General features: G+C 56.7%; 16 protein-coding genes. 6 read left to right on the forward strand and 10 right to left on the reverse strand.

The features are described 5' to 3' along the window. Nucleotides 1-221: 221 nt before the first annotated feature. A complete protein-coding gene (locus GRX76_RS17460; protein ID WP_160154469.1) occupies nucleotides 222-665 on the forward strand; it encodes a hypothetical protein in 444 nt (147 codons plus the stop codon). A 330-nt stretch (nucleotides 666-995) separates the two neighbouring features. Here GRX76_RS17460 and GRX76_RS17465 read toward each other — a convergent pair whose 3' ends face one another. Then, the gene (locus GRX76_RS17465) at nucleotides 996-1,868 is read right to left on the reverse strand and encodes a hypothetical protein (RefSeq protein ID WP_160154470.1); all 873 of its coding nucleotides are present in this window, start codon (nucleotides 1,866-1,868) and stop codon (nucleotides 996-998) included. 123 nt (nucleotides 1,869-1,991) lie between these two features. On the opposite strand from GRX76_RS17465, the gene GRX76_RS17470 reads away from it, so the two are divergent. Continuing rightward, entirely contained in the window at nucleotides 1,992-2,918 is a 927-nt protein-coding gene (locus GRX76_RS17470) for a hypothetical protein (protein ID WP_236250454.1), read from the forward strand. A 96-nt stretch (nucleotides 2,919-3,014) separates the two neighbouring features. Here the strand turns inward: GRX76_RS17470 and GRX76_RS17475 are convergent, their stop codons facing one another. Both GRX76_RS17475 and GRX76_RS17480 read right to left on the reverse strand, forming a co-directional pair. Beyond that, complete coding sequence (locus tag GRX76_RS17475; protein WP_160154471.1) at nucleotides 3,015-6,152, reverse strand: efflux RND transporter permease subunit; 3,138 nt, start codon at nucleotides 6,150-6,152, stop codon at nucleotides 3,015-3,017. After that, a complete protein-coding gene (locus GRX76_RS17480; protein WP_160154472.1) occupies nucleotides 6,149-7,351 on the reverse strand; it encodes an efflux RND transporter periplasmic adaptor subunit in 1,203 nt (400 codons plus the stop codon). The genes GRX76_RS17475 and GRX76_RS17480 overlap by 4 nt, the downstream gene beginning before the upstream one ends. Nucleotides 7,352-7,386: 35 nt before the next feature. On the opposite strand from GRX76_RS17480, the gene GRX76_RS17485 reads away from it, so the two are divergent. Further along, nucleotides 7,387-7,545: a hypothetical protein gene (locus tag GRX76_RS17485; RefSeq protein ID WP_160154473.1), complete on the forward strand. Its 159-nt coding sequence runs from the start codon at nucleotides 7,387-7,389 to the stop codon at nucleotides 7,543-7,545. A 196-nt stretch (nucleotides 7,546-7,741) separates the two neighbouring features. Here GRX76_RS17485 and GRX76_RS17490 read toward each other — a convergent pair whose 3' ends face one another. After that, the gene (locus tag GRX76_RS17490) at nucleotides 7,742-8,443 is read right to left on the reverse strand and encodes a cyclic nucleotide-binding domain-containing protein (RefSeq protein ID WP_160154474.1); all 702 of its coding nucleotides are present in this window, start codon (nucleotides 8,441-8,443) and stop codon (nucleotides 7,742-7,744) included. 411 nt (nucleotides 8,444-8,854) lie between these two features. On the opposite strand from GRX76_RS17490, the gene GRX76_RS17495 reads away from it, so the two are divergent. The 3 genes from GRX76_RS17495 to GRX76_RS17505 all read left to right on the forward strand — a co-directional run bounded on the left by GRX76_RS17495 (nucleotide 8,855) and on the right by GRX76_RS17505 (nucleotide 14,501). Continuing rightward, complete coding sequence (locus GRX76_RS17495; RefSeq protein WP_160154475.1) at nucleotides 8,855-10,069, forward strand: TonB family protein; 1,215 nt, start codon at nucleotides 8,855-8,857, stop codon at nucleotides 10,067-10,069. A gap of 321 nt (nucleotides 10,070-10,390) precedes the next feature. Further along, nucleotides 10,391-12,481 (forward strand): M13 family metallopeptidase, encoded by a 2,091-nt coding sequence (locus GRX76_RS17500; protein ID WP_160154476.1) that lies wholly within the window; start codon nucleotides 10,391-10,393, stop codon nucleotides 12,479-12,481. 133 nt (nucleotides 12,482-12,614) lie between these two features. After that, nucleotides 12,615-14,501 (forward strand): MFS transporter, encoded by a 1,887-nt coding sequence (locus GRX76_RS17505; RefSeq protein WP_160154477.1) that lies wholly within the window; start codon nucleotides 12,615-12,617, stop codon nucleotides 14,499-14,501. Between the two features lie 95 nt (nucleotides 14,502-14,596). Here GRX76_RS17505 and tpx read toward each other — a convergent pair whose 3' ends face one another. The 6 genes from tpx to GRX76_RS17535 form a co-directional block, all read right to left on the reverse strand. Then, nucleotides 14,597-15,091: a thiol peroxidase gene (gene tpx / locus GRX76_RS17510; protein WP_160154478.1), complete on the reverse strand. Its 495-nt coding sequence runs from the start codon at nucleotides 15,089-15,091 to the stop codon at nucleotides 14,597-14,599. Nucleotides 15,092-15,229: 138 nt separating this feature from the next. Next, nucleotides 15,230-15,868 carry an RpiB/LacA/LacB family sugar-phosphate isomerase gene (locus GRX76_RS17515; protein WP_160154479.1) on the reverse strand — a complete coding sequence of 213 codons (639 nt, stop codon included), beginning with the start codon at nucleotides 15,866-15,868 and terminating at the stop codon, nucleotides 15,230-15,232. 295 nt (nucleotides 15,869-16,163) lie between these two features. Next, nucleotides 16,164-17,582, reverse strand: a complete 1,419-nt coding sequence (locus GRX76_RS17520) for a M20/M25/M40 family metallo-hydrolase (protein WP_160154480.1) — start codon at nucleotides 17,580-17,582, stop codon at nucleotides 16,164-16,166. A 115-nt stretch (nucleotides 17,583-17,697) separates the two neighbouring features. Further along, entirely contained in the window at nucleotides 17,698-18,036 is a 339-nt protein-coding gene (locus GRX76_RS17525; RefSeq protein ID WP_160154481.1) for a hypothetical protein, read from the reverse strand. Nucleotides 18,037-18,039: 3 nt separating this feature from the next. Then, complete coding sequence (locus tag GRX76_RS17530; RefSeq protein WP_160154482.1) at nucleotides 18,040-18,807, reverse strand: TSUP family transporter; 768 nt, start codon at nucleotides 18,805-18,807, stop codon at nucleotides 18,040-18,042. Nucleotides 18,808-18,818: 11 nt separating this feature from the next. Continuing rightward, entirely contained in the window at nucleotides 18,819-19,445 is a 627-nt protein-coding gene (locus GRX76_RS17535) for a lysophospholipid acyltransferase family protein (RefSeq protein ID WP_236250455.1), read from the reverse strand. Nucleotides 19,446-19,482: the final 37 nt, after the last annotated feature.

The raw sequence follows: 19,482 nt of genomic DNA on the forward strand, positions 1-19,482 counted from the left end.
TCCATCTCGGTATTATTAACTCGGTGAATTTCCGTGCTGGCCGCGGTATCAGCGCAGCAATTTGAGGTGAACATCGCGGCGTTAAGGGCACAGTTACCCGATAACACCACCTGATAACACCACCCGGCAATACCAAGGGTACCCGGCGACAGCACGCAAACCTGCCTGCGGGTATAATCCGCCACCAACTAACGGCTATGCCTTCATATATAGGAGTGATTATGAGTGTCGGCGCCTGGGAGCCAGCTAATCAAGCTTCCAACGATCAATCGCGAAAGGAAATCGACCAATCACTGTTGCAGCAGATTATGCATGCGATGGAAGCCGTCGGCACAAAGGCCGAAGCAGCCACTGATCCAGATCTGAGCGCGCCCGATCTGACCGGCTTCGAAGCCTCACTGCGTGACGCTAACTGGCTGGCAGGGCTGGCGGCAAACCAGTGGCTGGAAGAAGCCGCCCACTGGGAAGATGCACAAATCTGGAGCCTGATCCGGTTTTTCACCCTCGCAGAAATGCAACTGCCGGATTGGCAGGGTGGTGCCGAATCGCCGGTGATACCGCTTGCCAAAGCCCTGCGCCAGCGCAAGGCGCCGCTGGCTCGAGCACAATTACTCTGGTTGCGAGAGCACTCCGATAACCGCTATCTGCCCTACGGTCCTCTCTAGTTTTCTCTATAGGGCCCTCTCTAGGCCAGCCGGAAGAGCAGAAGGAAAACAGAAAAGGCGTATCGCGATACACGATACGCCTTTTTTATTAGTGCCTGTTATCGGTGCCTTTTATCGGTGTCTGCTTTTGAGCGCTCGGTTTAATACCTCGTGTTTTGATACCTGGCGCTGAGGGCTCTCAAGGTTGTGAGCTATCAAGGTATTAAACACTTCAGCTTTACGTCACTGTCGATGGCAATTCTTCCGTCGCCATTTCGACCTGCTGCTGTATTACTCCTTACGACCTGAATACGACTCCTCACCAACCTCCACTAGGCCCCATTAGCCGCACTAGTCTTCAACGCGGAAGAGCTGGCTTCGCAGGAATTCCGCCGTAACCGGCACCCGGTAGTTCACCGACAACTCCCGCCAGAGAATATATCCCTCGGCATCAAGCAACCAGGCACTGGGGCGGGCTGCATCCCGAATCCACGGCTGTAACAGAAACGGCGCCCCACACCGGGCGACAAAAGGAGCATTTTGCGTGTCCGCTCCCGACAATTGTCCAACGTTCAAGCCAAGCAAACTCTGCGACCACTTCCTCACCGGCTGTGTACTCCAGAACACCAGGCCGACATTCCGCCGCTGAAGTTCTGGCAACAAAGTGCGCAAATGGTGCACCTGATTGCGGCTGTCAGCACAGTAGCTGCCCCGCAAAAATACCAGCAGCACACCCGACAATTGATTTTCGCGACAATAGTCCACAGCCTGCCAGTGCTCTTTTTCCTCATTTTCACTCACGCCTTCAGGCACTCCTTCACCCGAGCCGACAATCCCAAGCGAGGGGAAAAGTGAATTCACTGCGGGCAGTGTCGGGTGCGACAAGGCGCTCAGGTGGTAGAGATAGATCAATAAAACAAACAGGTTGAAGATCGCCAGATAAATCGGCCATCCGCGCTCGGTATCTGTCAGCAATACAATAGCCAACCCCAGCAGTACCGCGGTAAAAGCGCCCGATTCTCGGATATCACCAGTAAAGTTTCCGCTAAACCGATAACGCAGCAACATCCATACGGGCAGTGCCCAGCTATTAATTAATAACCCAAACCAGGCTGCGTTGCTGACACCGCGCGAATCCGATAAAAAGCCGTGAATAGCCAGAAATCCACAGCTCATTAACCAAATAAACGCGAGAAAGGTAAAAAAAGCCTTAAATTTATTCATTACAGAGTAAAAACGCCCCTAAAACACTTGCATTCAAGTATATAAATAAGCTGCAATTAGCGCGATGAATTCCACTCATCCAAAATAACACCTAAATACTAAATTTAGACACAGGGATATTTTATGGCCGGACGTAAAAAAGTCGCCTCAGCTAAAGCTAAAGTCGCCAAGGCTAAAGTAGCCAAGGTAAAAGTAGCTAAGGTAAGTGACGTAGCAAAGCTAGAGGCGGAACTCGCGTCTCTGAAAGCCCAACTGGAAAAAGCCCGTAGCAGCCAGGAAGCCGATGCCAAAAAAGCAGCCGACAAGGCCGCTAAAGATGCTGATCAGGCTGCCAAAAAAGCCGCCGCAGCACAGGCCAAGGTAAAAGCGGCTCGCGCGAAGAAGAAGTCTGCAGCTCAGCAGAAGCAACTGAAAGCCGCCCAGGCCGCCGCTGCCACCGCCAAGAAGGCCGCAACTGCCGCCAAGGCCGTAGCGACGGATGCCAAGTCCACTCTGGCAACCATCAGCGCCGACAACAAGCTGGCAACCAAGGTGGCCAAGGCTGTTGCCAAAGAAGAAGCTGCGATCACCAAGAAGCTGACCGCTGCCGAGAAGAAAAAAGCCGCGGCTGAGAAGAAGAAGGCTACTGCTGCCGCCAAGAAGAAAGCTGCTGCTGACAAGAAGAAAGCTGCCGCTGCTGCCAAGAAAGCCGCGGCTGCTGCCAAGAAGAAGGCTGCTGCTGCGAAGAAGAAAGCCGCTGCTGCCGCCAAGAAGAAAGCCGCTGCTGACAAGAAGAAAGCCGCTGCAGAGAAGAAGAAAGCTGCCGCTGCTGCCAAAAAAGCCGCTGCAAAAACCAAAGCTGCAGCCAAGAAAGCCGCCGCTAAAACCAAAGCTGCAGCCAAGAAAAAGCCTGGTCGCCCAGCCAAGAAAGCGGCTACCAAGACCGCAGCCAAGAAACCGGGTCGTCCGGCCAAATCTGCTGCAGCCAAGAAGCCTGGCCGTCCGGCTAAGTCTGCTGCCGCTAAAAAGGCCCCTGCTCGCCGCGGTCGTCCGCCAAAAGCAAAAGCCTAAACTGTCATTTCTGGCAGACAGAACGAAAAACCCCGGCTCGCCGGGGTTTTTTTATTCCTGTTATTCGTTTCTTTTCCGCCTCTAGCCAACCCCCAATTAGCTCTTTCGCGTCATACGCAGTAGATCCCTGAGCGCCGGTGGTAATGCCAGCATTACCGGTGTCACGATCAGTGTGAGCAGTGTTGAGAACGTCAATCCGTAAACAATCGCACTGGCCAGCTTAACCCAGAAGGAGGCAATCACCCCGTTCGCGACAACCGTGCGTCCGACCATATCCACACTCACCCCCAGCGCCAATGGCAACAGGCCAAGGATAGTGGTTGCGGTGGTAAGGAATACCGGTCGCAATCGCTGTGCCGCCGCCTTCACTGCAGCCGCACCATGACTCAGCTCCGGTTCAGCCTTGCGGACATAGTTATAGGTATCGATCAGTACGATATTGTTGTTCACCACAATGCCCGCGAGCGCCACTATGCCGACACCGGTCATAATCACGCTAAAGGTACTCTGGGTCAGGGTCAGCCCCAGCATCACGCCCGCGGTAGACATAATGACCGACGAAAGAATCAATGCCGACTGATAAAAACTATTGAACTGAGTCACCAGCAGGATAAACATCAGGAAGAGCGAAAGGGAGAAAGCCACCTGCAGAAACACCAGTGACTCGCTCTGGTCCTCATCTGCCCCCCGGTACAACAGCTCTACCCGCTCATCCACCGGGTTCTGCGCCACCCATTCGCGAATTTCCCGCAATTTGCTGTCAGCCAGTACCCCATCTTCCACATCAGCCTTGATCTGCATACGGGTAATGCCATCAATGCGCTCGATTTTGTCCACCTTGGGGCCCGGTTCGGTGGTCACAAAGCTGCTTACGGGAACGGCCCCGTTTGGCGTATTCACTTTTAATTGATCCAGTGCCGTAATGCCGCGTGCGTAGTCCGGATAGCGAATACGGATGTCCACCTCCTCATCGGAATCATCCGGGCGGTATTCCGCCATCATTACGCCGTTGGTCACCAACTGCACCGCCCGGCCCACGCCCGTAAGGTCTGCGCCATAAAGTGCCGCCTTCGCCCTGTCCACCTTTACCTCCCACTCGATACCCGGGAGCGGTGCGGTATTGACGATATCCCGCAGATCAGAAAATTCGGTTTCCAGCGCCCGGTGCAGGCGCCAGGTTTCCGCCAGCAACTGATCGTAATCGCGGCTGCGCAGCTCCAGCACGATATCCTTGCCTACCGGGGGGCCGCCTTCAAAGGCATTGGCACTGGTCTTGATGCCGGCAAAGTTGGCGGTGCGCTGGCGGATATCTGCAAAGATCTCACGACTTTTGCGCTCGCGCTCCACCGAAGGCAATAGCTCCACCAGCAGATTCGCAATCTGATCCGGCGCTTTCTCGGTATTGCCGGAAATGCCACCGGATCCAATAGCCGAGTAGACCACGCGCACTTCCGGTACCTCCATCACCGCGGCCTCTACCTGGGCCACCAGTACTTTCTTTTCTTCAATGGAAAGGTTGCCCTGTGCGCGCACCTCGACATTGCCGTACTGCTCTTCCGTCTCGGTAAAGAATTCCACCCCGGGGTTAAACTTGCTGAACGCCATAAAGATGCCGACCAACACCAGAATTGTGGCACCGAAGGAAGTAAACGGGTGACGCACCACAGGATCCAGCATACGCGCGTATAAACCGGTCACGCCCCTCAGAGCCACCGGGTCGCCGCCCTCCAGTTGCTTGAGATATTGCTGGGTCTGCAGGTCCATATTGCTTTTGCCGAACACCGAACCCAACACCGGCGCAAAAAACAGGGCATACACCAGCGAACCTGCCAGAACTGAGAAAACGGTTACCGGCAGGTAACGCATGAAGTCACCCACCACACCTGGCCAGAAAATTATCGGCAAAAATGCCGCCAGGGTAGTGCCGGTCGATGCCACCACAGGCCAGAACATACGCCGCACCGCAATGGCATAAGCCACCCGCGCCGACAGCCCCTCCGCCATTTTGCGATCGGCAAACTCGGTAATCACAATGGAGCCATCAATCAACATACCGAGCGCCAGCAACATGCCGAACATCACCATAAAATTGAAGGAGTACCCCAGGTACCAGGTGATGATGGAGCCGAACAGCAGCGAGAAGGGAATCCCGAAACCCACCAACAGGCCGGAGCGGAACCCCAATGCCGCCACCACAATAATCATGACCAGCAACATGGCGGTGAGAATATTCCCCTCCATTTCGCTGACCATATCCCGGGCCACCTCCGACATATCGAAGACAAAATCCACCGCGACGCCACGGGGCAGGAACGCCCGCTCGGCATTGACCACGGCACGCACCGTGTCTGCCAGATCGACGGCGCTGGCCCCGGTGCGCTTCTCCACATTAATTGCCAGTGCCGGGTGGCCGTTCACCGTGGTAAAGCTGGTGGCATCCTTGAAGGTGCGACGGATATCCGTTACCTGCCCAAGGGTGACCACGCCGTGGTCCGATTGTTTAAGGGGAATCTGATAGACATCAGCGGCGGTTTCAATCAGCCCCGGCACTTTGACGGAAAAGCGCCCCTTGCTCACATCCATCTCGCCTGCGGGAATCAGCAGGTTGTTCCCCAGCACCGCATTGATCAGGTCACCACTGGTAATCTGGTAGTGCTCCAGGCGCACCGGATCAATGGTGGCCTCGACAACCTCCTCCCGGTTGCCATTAATATCTGCACTCAGTACCTCACTGACATTTTCAATCTTGCGCTTGAGCAACTGAGCACTGCGCAACAACTCCCGCTCACTGACCCCGTCGCCGGCAAGGGTGACCACGATCGCTGGAAACGGCTGTGCTGAGGCCTCCTCGACGATGGGCTCTTCTGCATCCCGGGGCAATTTGGCCTTGGCGCGATCGACGGCGTTGCGCACTTCGTCCACCGCGAGATCAATATCCAGTGCCGAGTCAAACTCGATCACCAAGTAAACCAGCGACTCCCGCGCCGTGGCCATCACCTCTTCAACCCCTTCCAGCGCCCGAATTTCCTGCTCCAGTGGGCGAATAAGCAGGCGCACCCCATCTTCCGGGGAAATGCCTTCGTGCCTCACCTGCACGATCACGATGGGCGGATTGACTTCAGGACTGGACTCCACTGTCATGGCGCCGCGAGCAGCGATCCCCATGATCACAATCAACAGCATCAGACTGATGGTGCTGCGGCAGCGGTCGACCGCACTTTCCAGCAACTTCATTGTTGCGGCTCCTCAGTCGACACGGAAGTCGGCACCGGTGCAGGTGTCTCGGTAGATTCCTGAGCTGGGGTAGATACCTGAGCTGGGGTCGGCGCCAGCAAGTCACCGGCCGATTCCTCAAATTCCACCTCGACCCTTTCACCCTCGCTCACATATTCCTGTCCGACGGTGATCAACAGCGCCTGTGCTGGTAGCCCTGCTACCCAGACCCCGGCATTTTCGTCGCTAACCAGTTGCACATTGGAAAAGTGCACCCGCTGCTCAGCATCCAGGGTACGCACTCCCAGGGCACCGCGATCATCCAGGGTCAACAGCGACGAATTAATCCTGTGCGCCAGCACTTCCCCCGTCGGCAGCGCCATACGGGCACTGGTTCCACTGCGCAGGCGTCCGTCTTTATTCGGCACCGCTACCTCGACCCGATACGCCCGCGTTACCGGATGCGCCTCCTGGCTGACATAGCGCAACTGCCCTTCCAGCAACTGCCCCTGGTGCAACTGTGCACTCGCCGGCCCCCCAGGCTGCAGCTGGCCCACCTGGGACTCGGATACCTCGCCAACAACCAGTATCGGGTCCAGGTCGAGAATGGTTGCGCACTCTTCACCGCGGCGAATGAAATCGCCCAGCTCTATAGCTCGGCTGTTCACCACACCAGCAAACGGGGCGCGGATCTTGAGGTTCTCCACATCCACCTGGGCGCGTTTGTAATCCGCGCGCGCATTGGCCAGTGCCACTTCCTGCTGGGCCATGCCCGCTTCAGATTGCAACCCGCGGCCCTGCAGCTTTTTCGCGCCGGCAAAATCCAGTTCGGCTTTGCGCAATGCCACTCGCGCCCGCTCCAATCGCTCGGGCCTGTCTTCCGCATCGATCTCGCAGATCACTTCCCCGGTGGCAACCCGCTGTCCCTCCGCCACCGGCAGCCCCGCGATAACGCCGTCCAGTTCCGCCCGCAGGCGCACACTCCGGTTTGCCTCCGTGCGGCTATTGACCACCACCCGCGTGGTATAAGGCTGGGCCTGCAGGCGTCGCGCCTTGACCGTCAGCGCTTCGGCTGCGGCCGTGGGGTTAGTGCCCCCGGTATCCCGCGCGGGCCGCGAATCCGCTGTAAGGCCACTCAGCAGCCACAACAGCGCCAGTAGCGCCACGATGACTGCGATGCGGTAATTGCGCTGCCGCCAGAGGATCAACAGAAAATTCATGCCTGCATGCCTGCTTGTATCGAAAAGAAAAAGTAATGGATATCGAGATCACTCCCGGGAAGCGTGCATTTTATGCACAAAGCAATACCGGTGCAGCGCCCAAAGCTGCCGAATTGCGAAATCCACAGGTAGTAAAATGCAAGAATAGTGAAAGAACCGAAGCGGTGCTCCCGGGAAAACGCTGTACAGGTTAATTTCGGCCGCGCTGGGCGGAATTCAATTCAGGGCTGGACTAAATAGGGAAACAGGCACGAGCACTACCAGGCACAAGCACTACAAGGGAATAGCAAAAGAAAAAAGTGCGGAACGGAAGATGCAGCGATGCGGTAACTGGGCGCTGGCTCCCGCCTTCGGAAGACCAGCGATACACGATCAATGACAGGGCTTTGATCAGGAGAGAATGGATTCGAGGAAATCTGACATATCTGACTCTTCTGCTGCGAGGTGCCCACTACCGAACTCCGCATTCCAGTCCAGAAGAATCCTCGCCAGATCCCGCGCCTGATCCGCCAGGGCAACCAACTCTTCCTTGCAGTTCTTCGGCCCGGTATAGAGTTTCAGTCGCCGGTGACTATTGGCCAGATCATGGGTCGGATACTTGGATCGGTATACTTCCAGCTTCCAGCGCAGCGAGTGCACCATATTGCGGTAGAACACCAATTTAGTCGGCAGGTGCAGCAGGGAGAAATCCTCCAGGTCGCCAAACAGGGTGCAGTCCACTGCCAGCACCTGTATTTCCTGCCCTACCGGTGCCGCCACAATAGTCGCGCTGCGAGGCTCCGCCAGCAGCATCGAAAGGTCACCGAAGACTTCGCCGGGGCGGATTACCGCCAGGGGGCGTTCGGCCTGCGCTGCAGCCGCGTCATCCACATGCACCTGCAGCTCACCACGCAGTAGAAAATATACCCAGTGGTCTACGTCACCCGCATGCAAAAGTGCATCACCCGGAGACAGTGAAACCAGCCGGGAGCGCTTCAGCAAGACGTCGTACTGCCACTCACTGGTTGCACGAATATCCCGAAAGAGATGAATGACATTAAGAAGACGATCCACCGCATCCCGCGGGTAATCACTAAGCGGCTTATAATTCATGTAACTCTTGTTAGTTCTTTATGTTGGTTCTTTAGTTCGTCGGGTGATTGTTCGTCTGGCCATTTTTTGGCGGACTTAGCCGATGCGTTCTGCTGCAGCATTCTAGGCTGAAAGTGACGACTGTCTGCCTTGCGGATCGCCGGATTTAAAAAAACGAGACATTTTACCCATTTCAGGGTTGAACTCCATTGCAGTTACAGTAGAGTTGAGCAGAGCCTCGATTAAAGTCCGCTATTCGATGGGGTTTTTTTAACCATCTTACTCGCGCTCTTGTTTATCCAGGCCCGCATCTTTCGGGGGGAAGGTGCGATCGAAGTCACTGAACGTTTTTCTGGGGTATTTTGATTGATTGTTCAGCACTTTATCTGCCGGTTTCTGCCCATCCGGCTTTAAAAAGATAGCAAAGCAAAAATGAAATCGACCAACCTTGTCATCGCCTTGCTGCTGTTCGCTACGGCCCTGACGGCAAAGGCGGCACCGCTCCTGAACGGCCTGGCCCTGGAGCAGCAGTTCAACAAAGACCAATACGTTGCCGCTGTCTATTCCGAGCGACTCTCCGACGACGCCAACTCCCTGCTCGACAACAACATGCCGCGCAGCCTGCAAATCCGAGTGATTGCCGAGCGCATGTCCGCACGTCGTCTCCGCAACCAGTGGATGGAAGGCATTGCCATCAACAACCCTGGCGCCACACTGACGGGCCAGGCGGAAAACATGGTGACCTTTGCCAACCTCTTTAAAGGCCGTCTGGTTACAGGCGACCGCCTGCGAATCGATTTTGCTGCGGACACCGGCACTACTTCCGTATCCCTGAACGACATCATGCTGGGCATGATTGAAGATCGCGAGTTCTTCAATACCCTGCTGCGCGCCTGGATCGGGCCTGTGCCACCATCCACCGACTTTCGTGACAACCTGCTGAGTGCCGGCCGCACCGACAGTGGTCTGCTGGCCACCTACGAATCCCTGCAACCAGCTGCGGAACGCGTTGCGCAAATCGCAGCCATGGTCGATGAGCAGGAAGGAACGCAAGAACAAGTGGCCGCAGCATCGGAGCCGGCCAAGGTTGAGCCGAAACCTGCCGAAGTCGCCGCGGTGGCCACCAGCAAACCCAAACCGGACCTGAAAGCGGACATTCCGGCACCGACCCTGGCATCCATCGGCGCACCGCCCGTAGAGTTACCAGCACCAGCGGTTAAAACTGCGGCCAAACCTGCGCAAGTTACTCAGCCCAAGCCTCTGAAGCCCACAACCACCCGCCCGGCCGTGCCAGCAATGGACGAAGAGGACGAGCTGGAAGAAGATGAGGCACCGCTGACAGCCGATATGATCCTGGCGCGCCAGATTTATCATTCCATGCTGCTGCGCCACACCTTCAAGCACCTGCGCTATCCGAAGCGCGCCCAGGAGCGTGGCCAGGGCGGCAGTGTTCGTCTTAATGTAGTTATCGACAATCAGGGTAATGTGAAGAACGTCACCACCCTGCAAGAGTCCCGCTATGCCAGCCTGAACCGCGAGGCCATTGAAGCAGTAGAGCGCGCAGCGCCTTACCCGGCAACGCCAGCCCAGCTCAAATTGGACGAGTACAAGTTCTCGCTTCCGATCACCTTCAAGCTGCCAGACTGAAGCCCGTATAGGCAATAAAAAAACCCCGCTCCTGCGGGGTTTTTTATTGCCTGCCATCCGCCGAGAAGCCCTAAACCGCCTAAATAGCGCCGCAACAAAACAACAAAAGCCCACAAAACCCCTCACCCAGGGAATACCAGCCCCCGACTGCCCGTTGCGCGTCACAAACAACCGATAACCGCCATCGAATTCTGTCGGCCCAAGGCTGCAACTAGCCGCATGCCCGCTTGCCCGCATGGCAGGCAGATGCATACTATGGGGCTGTTCCATTTCCCAACCGGTTTCGTACCGGTCAAATATAACAAGCCCAAAAGGCCCGAAATGAAAAAACTGCTTTTACCCTTGGCAATTGCCGGCGCCATTGCTGGTACCACAATGACCGGCTGCTCCAAGTCAGAGGCCCCCAAGGCCGAGGCTGCCCAGGCCACTCAGGCCGCTGCAGAAGCAAGCGCCCCCCAGGTTGCCACTCTTGGCTCCGGTATTGATCTCAGTGCCATGGATACCAGTGTGCGTCCGCAGGACGACTTCTACTCCTACGTTAACGGCAACTGGATGAAGACCACCGAGATTCCGGCGGACAAATCCCGCTGGGGCGGTTTCAGTATCCTGCGCGACAAAGCGACCGAAGAAGTAAAAGCGCTGATCATGGAAGCCGGTGAGCACGCCAACAGCGCCGGCGCCAAGCAGATCGGCGATCTGTACAACAGCTACATGAATGAATCGCTGATCGAGAAAAAAGGCATGTCCGCGATCTCTGGTGAGCTGGCCAAGGTCGATGCCATCAAAACCCAGAAAGACCTGACCGACTTCTTCGCCTATGCGGATACCGTGGGTTACACCACCCCCTTCGGAGCTGGTATCAACCAGGACCTGAAGGATGTCGAAAACTACATTACCTTCATCTGGCAGGCGGGCCTCGGCTTACCGGACCGCGACTACTACTTCGATGAATCTGAAAAAGGCCAGAAACTGCAACAGGCCTACCGCGAATACCTGGTGAAAATGCAGCAGATCGCCGGTTTGGATAATGCGGAGCAGAATGCCGAAAGCATCTACCAGCTCGAAAAGAGCCTGGCAGAACACCACCGCACTCGCGTGGAAAACCGCGATCCGGACAAGTACTACAACAAGAAGTCTGTCGCCGAACTGAAAGCACTGATGCCGGCAGTGGACTGGGACAGCTACCTGCAGAAAGCACATCTGGAAAACGCCGAAAACTTCCTGGTTGGCCAGCCGGAGTACCTCCAGGCCGCCAACAAAATCATCGCCGATACCGATCTGGCGATCTGGAAGCGCTACCTGAAGCTCAAGGTCCTGTCTGCTGCAGCGCCTTACATGCATAGCGAAATCGCCCAGACCGACTTCGATTTTTACAGTACGACCGTTCGCGGCGTGAAGGAAATGGAACCCCGTTGGAAGCGCGCGGTGCAGTTTGTTAACGGCTCAGTGGGCGAACTGGTAGGCCAGCGCTACGTGGAAAAGTACTTCCCGCCAGAAGCCAAAGCGCGCATGGTCAAGCTTGTGGATAACCTCAAGGCTGCCTATAAGGAGTCCATTGAGTCCCTGACCTGGATGAGTGAAGACACCAAAAAAGAGGCCCTGACTAAACTGGACAACTTCACCACCAAAATTGGCTATCCGGACAAGTGGCGTGACTACAGCGCCCTGCAGGTAAACGCGGATGACCTCGTAGGCAATGCCATTGCTGCAACCCTGTTCGAAACGCTGCACGAGCGCGACCAACTGGGCAAACCGCTGGACCGCGGCGCCTGGCACATGAGCCCGCAGACAGTAAACGCCTACTACAACCCTCCGATGAACGAAATCGTGTTCCCCGCGGCTATCCTGCAGCCACCGTTCTTCGATATGCACGCGGACGATGCGGTGAACTACGGCGGTATCGGTGGCGTGATCGGCCACGAAATCGGTCACGGCTTCGACGACAAGGGCAGTAAGTTCGACGGCAAGGGCTACCTGAACAACTGGTGGACCGATTCCGACCGCAGCAACTTCGAAGGCCTCACCGGCAAGCTGGTTGCCCAGTACAACGGCTTTGAGCCACTGGAAGGGGAACACGTAAACGGCGAGCTGACCCTGGGCGAGAACATCGGCGACCTGTCCGGTCTCGGTATCGCCTACAAGGCCTATAAAATGTCCCTGAACGGCAAAGCAGCAGCTGAGATCGACGGCTTTACTGGCGACCAGCGTGTGTTCATGGGTTGGGCACAGGTATGGCGCAGCAAAATGCGCGATGAAGCCCTGAGCGAACGTCTGAAGACCGACCCGCACTCCCCGGCGGAATACCGCGTCCAGGGCATTCTGCCGAATCTGGAGGCCTTCTACTCGGCATTTGACGTCAAGGAAGGCGACGGCATGTACCTGCCGGAAGAGGAGCGTGTGGTGATCTGGTAAAAAACGACCAGGTTATCCATCCGATTCCTCGATCAAACAGCCCCGCACTGCGGGGCTTTTTTATGCCCGGGATCGTGCCCATCGCCAGCGGAATGGCATACCATAACTGGCAAAGGAATTTGCGGAGACCATCATGGCCCACAAAAATCAATTTCAGCTGCTTGGCAGCCGTCGTTTCCTGCCTTTTTTCTGCACCCAGTCGCTGGGGGCTTTTAACGACAACGTGTTCAAGAATGCGCTGATCGTGATGATCGCCTTCCGCCTGGCCACCGACGAGGCGAATTTCCTGATCAACCTGGCTGCCGGGTTATTCATCCTGCCGTTTTTCCTGTTTTCTGCCACCGCCGGCCAGCTCGCGGACAAGATCGACAAAAGTGTGCTGATCCGGCGGATCAAGCTGGCAGAAATCGGCATAGTACTGTTTGGAATTGGTGCGCTGTATAGCGGGAACAATTACCTCTGCCTGCTGGTACTTTTCCTGCTCGGCGCCCAGTCAACGTTTTTTGGCCCGGTAAAGTACGCCATCCTGCCCCAGCACCTACAGAAGACGGAGCTGGTCGGCGGTAATGCGCTGGTGGAAATGGGCACCTTCGTCTCCATCCTCACCGGCACCATTGTCGGCGGTCTGCTGGCAGGCTTTACCGGCGAAGGTGAGACCGGCCTGCTGTGGGTATCTGCCGTCATGCTGACGACAGCCATTGCAGGTTACCTGGTCTGCCGAGCCATCCCCAGGGCAGCACCGCCCGCGCCGGATTTGAAAATCAATTACAACCCGATCACCCAGACCGGCCGCATTCTCAAACAGGCCGCCAAAACCCCATCGGTGTTTTACGCAATTATCGGGATTTCCTGGTTCTGGCTGCTGGGCGCCGCCTACCTGACGCAGATCCCCAGCCTGACCCGCAATGTACTGGGCGGCAGTGAATCGCTGGTAACCCTGCTGCTATGCTGTTTTACCATCGGCGTCGCAATCGGCTCTCTTCTGTGCGGGCGCCTTTCTGGCGGGCGAGTTGAGCTGGGACTGGTGCCCATTGGTGCGGCAGGCCTGACGCTTGCAGGTATTCTGCTCGCCTCCACTACCGGCAACTATCAACCAGCAGCAGAAGCCACTATTGCCGCCTTCTGGAGCAATAACGGCGCCCTTGGAATCCTCTGCAACCTGACCCTGATCGGCATCTTCGGTGGCTTCTTTATTGTGCCGCTTTATTCCATGATGCAGGAACGTTCTGAGGCCAGCATTCGCGCCCGTATCATTGCGGTCAACAATGTTCTCAATGCCTTGTTTATGGTGGTGGCCGCCGTCATGGGCATTGTTTTCCTGAACCTGCTGGGCGCGAGTATTCCGCAATTTTTCCTGATCATTGCACTGATGAACGCTGCGGTAGCGATCTTTGTGTTTACCAAGGTGCCGGAATTTGCCATGCGCCTGCTGATCTGGCTGCTGTCTCACACCATGTACCGGGTGAAACATGAAGGACTCGAACGCATCCCCACGGAAGGTGCGGCGATCATTGCCTGTAACCACGTAAGTTATGTGGATGCGCTGCTACTTGCCGGCGCGGTACGCCGCCCTATCCGGTTTATCATGTACAAACCCATCTATCAGATTCCGGTGTTGCACTTTATCTTCAAGACCAGCCGCGCCATTCCTATCTGCTCCAGGCAGCAGGATCCCGAAGGCTACGCGCAGGCCTTTGCGGAGATTGAACAGGGGCTCAAAGACGGCGACCTACTGTGTATATTCCCGGAAGGACAATTGACCAAAGACGGGGAATTGCAGCCGTTCAAGGCCGGCATCGAGAAAATCCTGCAACGCACGCCGGTACCGGTGATTCCCATGGCGCTGCGCGGTCTCTGGGGCAGTTTTTTCAGTCACAAGGATGGCAATGCCTTCAGTACCCTGCCCCGGCGCTTCTGGTCTCGGGTCAGCGTAGTCGCGGGAAATCCACTGGCCGCGACCGACGTAAAAGCGGAAGCGCTGCAGGAAACCGTGTTGGATCTCCGCGGTCAGCACCGCTAATAGATCATTGAATTGACGGATTTATTGCACAAACAAAAACGCCGCGAAGAATATCGCGGCGTTTTTCATTCGGGCAATCGCTGGCGTCAATTCAATTAAAGAGCGCCCATTGCCCCTTCGTAACTCGGCTCATCCGCGGTTTCCGCCACCTGCTCGGTGTAAACCACTTTGCCGTCCTCGCCAATCACCACAACCGCGCGGGACAGCAGGCCTTTGAGCGGGCCGGTTTCAAACGCCACACCGTAATCGTCACCGAAGCTCGCACGGAACGCGGAGCCCAGCTTTACATTGTCGATACCCTCGGCACCGCAAAAACGGGTCATGGCAAACGGCAAATCTGCCGACACGCATACCACCACGGTGTTCTCCAGGGACGCCACTTTCTCATTGAATGTGCGCACAGAGGTAGCACAGGTTGGGGTATCCACGGACGGGAAAATGTTCAGTACCACGCGCTTGCCGGCCAGATCAGACAGCGTCAGCTCAGACAGGTCGCCCTGAACCAGAGTGAATGCCGGTGCCGCGCTACCCACTGCAGGCAGCTCACCCACGGTGGTAATCGGATTTCCTTTCAAAGTGATGTTGGCCATTTCGTCATCCTTACTTTTGCGTGATTAAAGTCCCGGCAGAATGCCGGCGGGGTTGGGCAAAGTCAATGAGCCCCGCGGTAACCCCCTGGGGTATCACAGACAAAAAAAAGGCCCCGCAGGGCCTTTCGGTCACGCTGATCAGGCGTCCAGTACGCCACGTACAAACTCGGCAATCTCTGGCACCTGGCAGTACTCGAAGAAGCAAGCCTGGAAACGCTCACCGGATACCGCGGTTTTTACCAGTTCCGGATCCAGCGCTTTCAGCGCTTCGAGGTAGTCTTTGGCAACCGCTTCCTTGACCTGAGTCAGGATACCGGCGTTGCGCACCTGGGACTCTTTACGCTCCGGTGGGTAGCCTTGGCCTTTCACTCCGGTGAAGGCTTTCTCGAACATATAGCGAATGTTCAGCTCGGCACCCCAGCCAAAGCCTTTGGCAAAGGGAATCGCCAGGGCATTGCCATTGTTGATCTGGGCGAACAGGAAGGCATCGGCCGGATCGATACAGTAGCCACAGAAAACACCCGGGTAGGCATTCAGCGACATCAGCGCGCCCTGGCCAGTACCGCAGCCGCTCACCACAAAATCCACCGCCTTGGAATTCAGCAGCAGGCTGCCCATGATGCCGAGGTGGATGTAGGTCAGGTAATGGTCATTGTCATCGCACATACCGGTGTTGAACACTTCGTGGCCCAGGTCGCCGGCTACGTCCTGTAGTTCTTTCAGCACTACGGCATTTTTTGAGGCCTGGCTGAATTCATTCATCAGTGCGATTTTCATTCTCTGAGCTCCTTGGATTCGGTTCGAATTGGCCCCGGGCTTCCGATTCAATGAACGGATTTGCGCTCGGGCCGGCTACAAATTGGTCTGTCCGGGGATTATAAACGTTTGGCCAGCGAACTAAACCGGTCAGGCAGATTTTCCGGAAGTCTCAGTAGCCGAAATCGCGATCACTGGCCGGCTCTTTACCCGCTTCTTTTCTGCATTTTTACCCTTTCACCAAAATGGCACACCCGAAAAGCAAAAACCCCGCAAGCTGCGGGGTTTTTGTTCTTAGTAGAAAAAGATTCCAAAATCAGTGCTCTGTAGGCACCCGCCCGAAATCCCCTTCCATTTCCGCGGCCAGGAACGACATGACCACCCAGGCAGCCACATTCTGCTTGAGGTTCTTCGGGTCCACCTTGTCCAGCGTGTCATTGGGCGTGTGGTGGTAATCGAAATAGTCGGAGCCATCCTGGAAGAGTCCCATCGCCGGAACACCGCGCGCCACGAATACACTGCTGTCGGGGCCACCGTAGGACTTGTTGTTGCCGCGCTCGATGCCCAGTGGGGCCAGCAGTTGCATCATCTGGTCGGCAATCGCGAACTTGCTCTCGGGTATACGAGTATCGAAACGCCATACCTTACCGGCACCGAAATCGGACTCGGAAACCATGATGATCTTGTCCAGGTCATTTTCATGAGCTTCCACATACTGCTTGGCGCCGACCAGGCCGATTTCCTCGGCACCAAACAGCACCACGCGCAGGGTGCGGCGCGGGCGCTGTGGCAGCTCGGCGATCAGGCGTGCGGTTTCCATCACGATGGCCACTCCAGCACCGTCATCGAGGGCACCGGTACCTTCATCCCAGCTGTCGAGATGCGCACCGATCAACACCACTTCTTCCGGCTTTTCCCGGCCGACCACTTCACCGACTACGTTAAAAGACGGACCGTCGGCGAGCGGCTCATTGTGTACATTCAGCTTCACTTCTACCGGCTTGCCGCGCTTGAGCATGGCTTCCAGCAGATTGGCATCCGGCGCAGACAGCGCCAGCGCCGGTATCGGGTTTTCCACGCCATCGACGGTCATCATGCCGGTGTGGGCAAAGCGGTCAGAGTCCGTGCCCACGGAGCGCAGCAACAGCGCCGCAGCACCCTTCTCTGCCGCAGCGCCCATACCTTTCCGGCGGCCGGCAGATGCAGGACCATAGCCTTCACCTGTACGCGCGCGCTCCATACGCTTGTTCACAAAAGCAATCTTGCCTTTAACCTTGCGCGCCGGGGCTTTGATCAAAGCTTCCACATCCGCGAACTCCACGATCTCGGCAGTGAGTCCACCTTCCGGCGTTGAAGCCCCATAACCGAGAGAAGTGACAACCAGCGGCTGCGGGAAAGGCGCGGTCACTTCCGCGTGGGCGTGGCCGCGAGCCCAGCGCTTCACGTCAATCTGTTCGGTATAAACTCGGTCAAAGCCCAGGTCTTTCATTTTTTGCTGCGCCCAGGCGACGGCACGCTCGTCCCCTTTGGTGCCGGCGCGGCGCGGGCCCACTTCTACAGTGAGTGATTCCACCAGGCTGTAGGCATCGGAAGATTCCAGTGCGCGGTCGCGCAACACTTCCGCGACGGAAAGGTCTTCCTGCTTGAGCGGCGCCGCCTGGGCGGTGACCGCCAACAGGGCCGCGGCAAAACCAGCGGTCATCTTCTTCAATGGTTTCAATACCTGGTGGGACATTGGGCTCTCCAGTTACTACTTTTTGAAATTGTTTGGGTTATTGATTTGTTCAGGGATTCGTTCGCTGCCCGTGCCAACTAATTGGCCAAACGGGTCTTAATAGTCTTCGCGTTCTTTACTCTTCCGCTGGCAGTGCCAGCAGGCGTTCGCGCACATCGCGCAGGCGCTGCAGCCCGGTCTCGGAAAACAGATACGGCATTTTGCCGGTGTATTCCGCTTCTTCGATTTGCAGGCACTCGAGCCGCAATTGCTCCAGGGGCGGGTCGTGGCGCACCGGGTAGCCCGTCAACACCCGCCATTCGTTATCGTCCGCCTGCCCGGCAATCACATCTTCCAGCCCCTGCTGGAATTCTGCACGCTCCATCCGAAAGCGCGGGGTGCGCATGTGCATCAGCCCCCAGACAATCAGGGCAAATACCGCAAAGGAAACACACAGGGTAATGACGATGGTCATCCCTTAGACCTCCAGCAACAGCCTGATTGCCACCGCCAGGGTAGCGAGAATGATGACCGGCTTGACCAACCCGGCACCGCGGGCGATTACCAGGTTGGAGCCCAAGCGCGCACCGACAAACTGTGCCACAGACATACACAGTGCCAGCGCCCACAGCAGATGCCCGGCCATCATAAAAATCACCATGGACGTGGCGTTGGTTGCGAGCACCAGGGGTTTGGTATGTGCGGTCGCCTTGCGCATGTTGTACCCCAACAGGGCCGCAAATGCGAGGGCGTAAAAGGACCCCATGCCCGGCCCGAAGAAGCCACCGTAAAACCCGATACCGCCGCCGATCACCAGATTAAAGCAACCGTTACTCAGCCGCGGTACCGTGTCCACGTCCGAGATGCGCGGCGAAAAGGCAAAATAGAGTGCGATCGCAATCAGCAACACGGGCAGCAGCGTTTGCAGTAACTCGCCACCCAACAGGGAAACCGACCAGGTCCCCAGTGCCGACCCGGCAATAGCCGCCAAGAGGCCCGGCCACAGTGGTCGCAGGTCCAGATGCCCTTTCTGGAAAAAGTTGAGCGCCGACGACAGGGTGCCGAATACGCTCTGGAATTTGTTGGTTCCCAGGGCATCCAGCGGGGGAATACCGGCCCACAAAAGGGCCGGCAACGTCAGCATGCCACCGGCGCCGGCAATGGAACTGATGAAGCCTGCGGCAAACGCGACCGCAGACAGGATCAGGTAGAGCTGCGGACTGAGGTTACCGGCAATCTCCACCATAATCCCAGCCGTCAGGCCGCGTCGACAAAGTCGGTTTGGTTTTCCGGGTTGCGCCCACGGTACTTGCTGAAGCGCTTCTGAATTTCGTGCATGTCGGCTTCCAGGTTACCGGTGGGGCGGTAGAGGGAGTCGATACAAATACGCTTGGTCGGGAAATCCCAGGCTACCAGCAGGATTGGCACATCCGACGCCTGGGCGATACGCAGAAAACCGTTTTTCCATTTACTGGCTTTTTTGCGGGTACCTTCCGGAGTGATGGCCACCCACATTTTTTCATTCTGGCGGAACTGGCTGGCAACCTGCTTAGCCATGCCGCCGGCCGCGGAGCGATCCGTTGGTATACCACCGAGCCACATGAACAGGCCCTTGAACGGGAAGAAGAAGGCTTCTTTTTTCATCAGCCAGGAGGCCTTGAGGCGCAGTGCCATGATAAATGGCATCGCCACCACAAAATCCCAGTTGGAGGTATGCGGGGCCAGTGCCACCATCAATTTTTTCTCCGGCGGGAATTCGCCATCGAATCGCCAGCCGAGCATCTTCACAATCAGCAGACCAATGCCTTTGGTCAGCGCGTTTCCCCCGCGCGGCATTTCCTCGGGGAGCTGTGCGGGGATCGTCGTTTTTTTTACGGCTGTCACGATGAAATCTCTTTACTGATTACTGCAAGCAAATGCA

The organism is Microbulbifer sp. ALW1, from assembly GCF_009903625.1.
Taxonomy (GTDB): Bacteria; Pseudomonadota; Gammaproteobacteria; order Pseudomonadales; family Cellvibrionaceae; genus Microbulbifer.

Excerpts from the sequence above, each read along its gene's own strand:
- GRX76_RS17530 (WP_160154482.1), bottom strand. The coding sequence starts at position 18,807 with ATGGTGGAGATTGCCGGTAACCTCAGTCCGCAGCTCTACCTGATCCTG.
- GRX76_RS17480 (WP_160154472.1), bottom strand. The coding sequence starts at position 7,351 with ATGAATTTTCTGTTGATCCTCTGGCGGCAGCGCAATTACCGCATCGCA.
- GRX76_RS17495 (WP_160154475.1), top strand. The coding sequence starts at position 8,855 with ATGAAATCGACCAACCTTGTCATCGCCTTGCTGCTGTTCGCTACGGCC.
- GRX76_RS17485 (WP_160154473.1), top strand. The coding sequence starts at position 7,387 with ATGGATATCGAGATCACTCCCGGGAAGCGTGCATTTTATGCACAAAGC.
- GRX76_RS17500 (WP_160154476.1), top strand. The coding sequence starts at position 10,391 with ATGAAAAAACTGCTTTTACCCTTGGCAATTGCCGGCGCCATTGCTGGT.
- GRX76_RS17520 (WP_160154480.1), bottom strand. The coding sequence starts at position 17,582 with ATGTCCCACCAGGTATTGAAACCATTGAAGAAGATGACCGCTGGTTTT.
- tpx (WP_160154478.1), bottom strand. The coding sequence starts at position 15,091 with ATGGCCAACATCACTTTGAAAGGAAATCCGATTACCACCGTGGGTGAG.
- GRX76_RS17465 (WP_160154470.1), bottom strand. The coding sequence starts at position 1,868 with ATGAATAAATTTAAGGCTTTTTTTACCTTTCTCGCGTTTATTTGGTTA.
- GRX76_RS17470 (WP_236250454.1), top strand. The coding sequence starts at position 1,992 with ATGGCCGGACGTAAAAAAGTCGCCTCAGCTAAAGCTAAAGTCGCCAAG.
- GRX76_RS17460 (WP_160154469.1), top strand. The coding sequence starts at position 222 with ATGAGTGTCGGCGCCTGGGAGCCAGCTAATCAAGCTTCCAACGATCAA.
- GRX76_RS17475 (WP_160154471.1), bottom strand. The coding sequence starts at position 6,152 with ATGAAGTTGCTGGAAAGTGCGGTCGACCGCTGCCGCAGCACCATCAGT.
- GRX76_RS17505 (WP_160154477.1), top strand. The coding sequence starts at position 12,615 with ATGGCCCACAAAAATCAATTTCAGCTGCTTGGCAGCCGTCGTTTCCTG.
- GRX76_RS17515 (WP_160154479.1), bottom strand. The coding sequence starts at position 15,868 with ATGAAAATCGCACTGATGAATGAATTCAGCCAGGCCTCAAAAAATGCC.
- GRX76_RS17490 (WP_160154474.1), bottom strand. The coding sequence starts at position 8,443 with ATGAATTATAAGCCGCTTAGTGATTACCCGCGGGATGCGGTGGATCGT.
- GRX76_RS17525 (WP_160154481.1), bottom strand. The coding sequence starts at position 18,036 with ATGACCATCGTCATTACCCTGTGTGTTTCCTTTGCGGTATTTGCCCTG.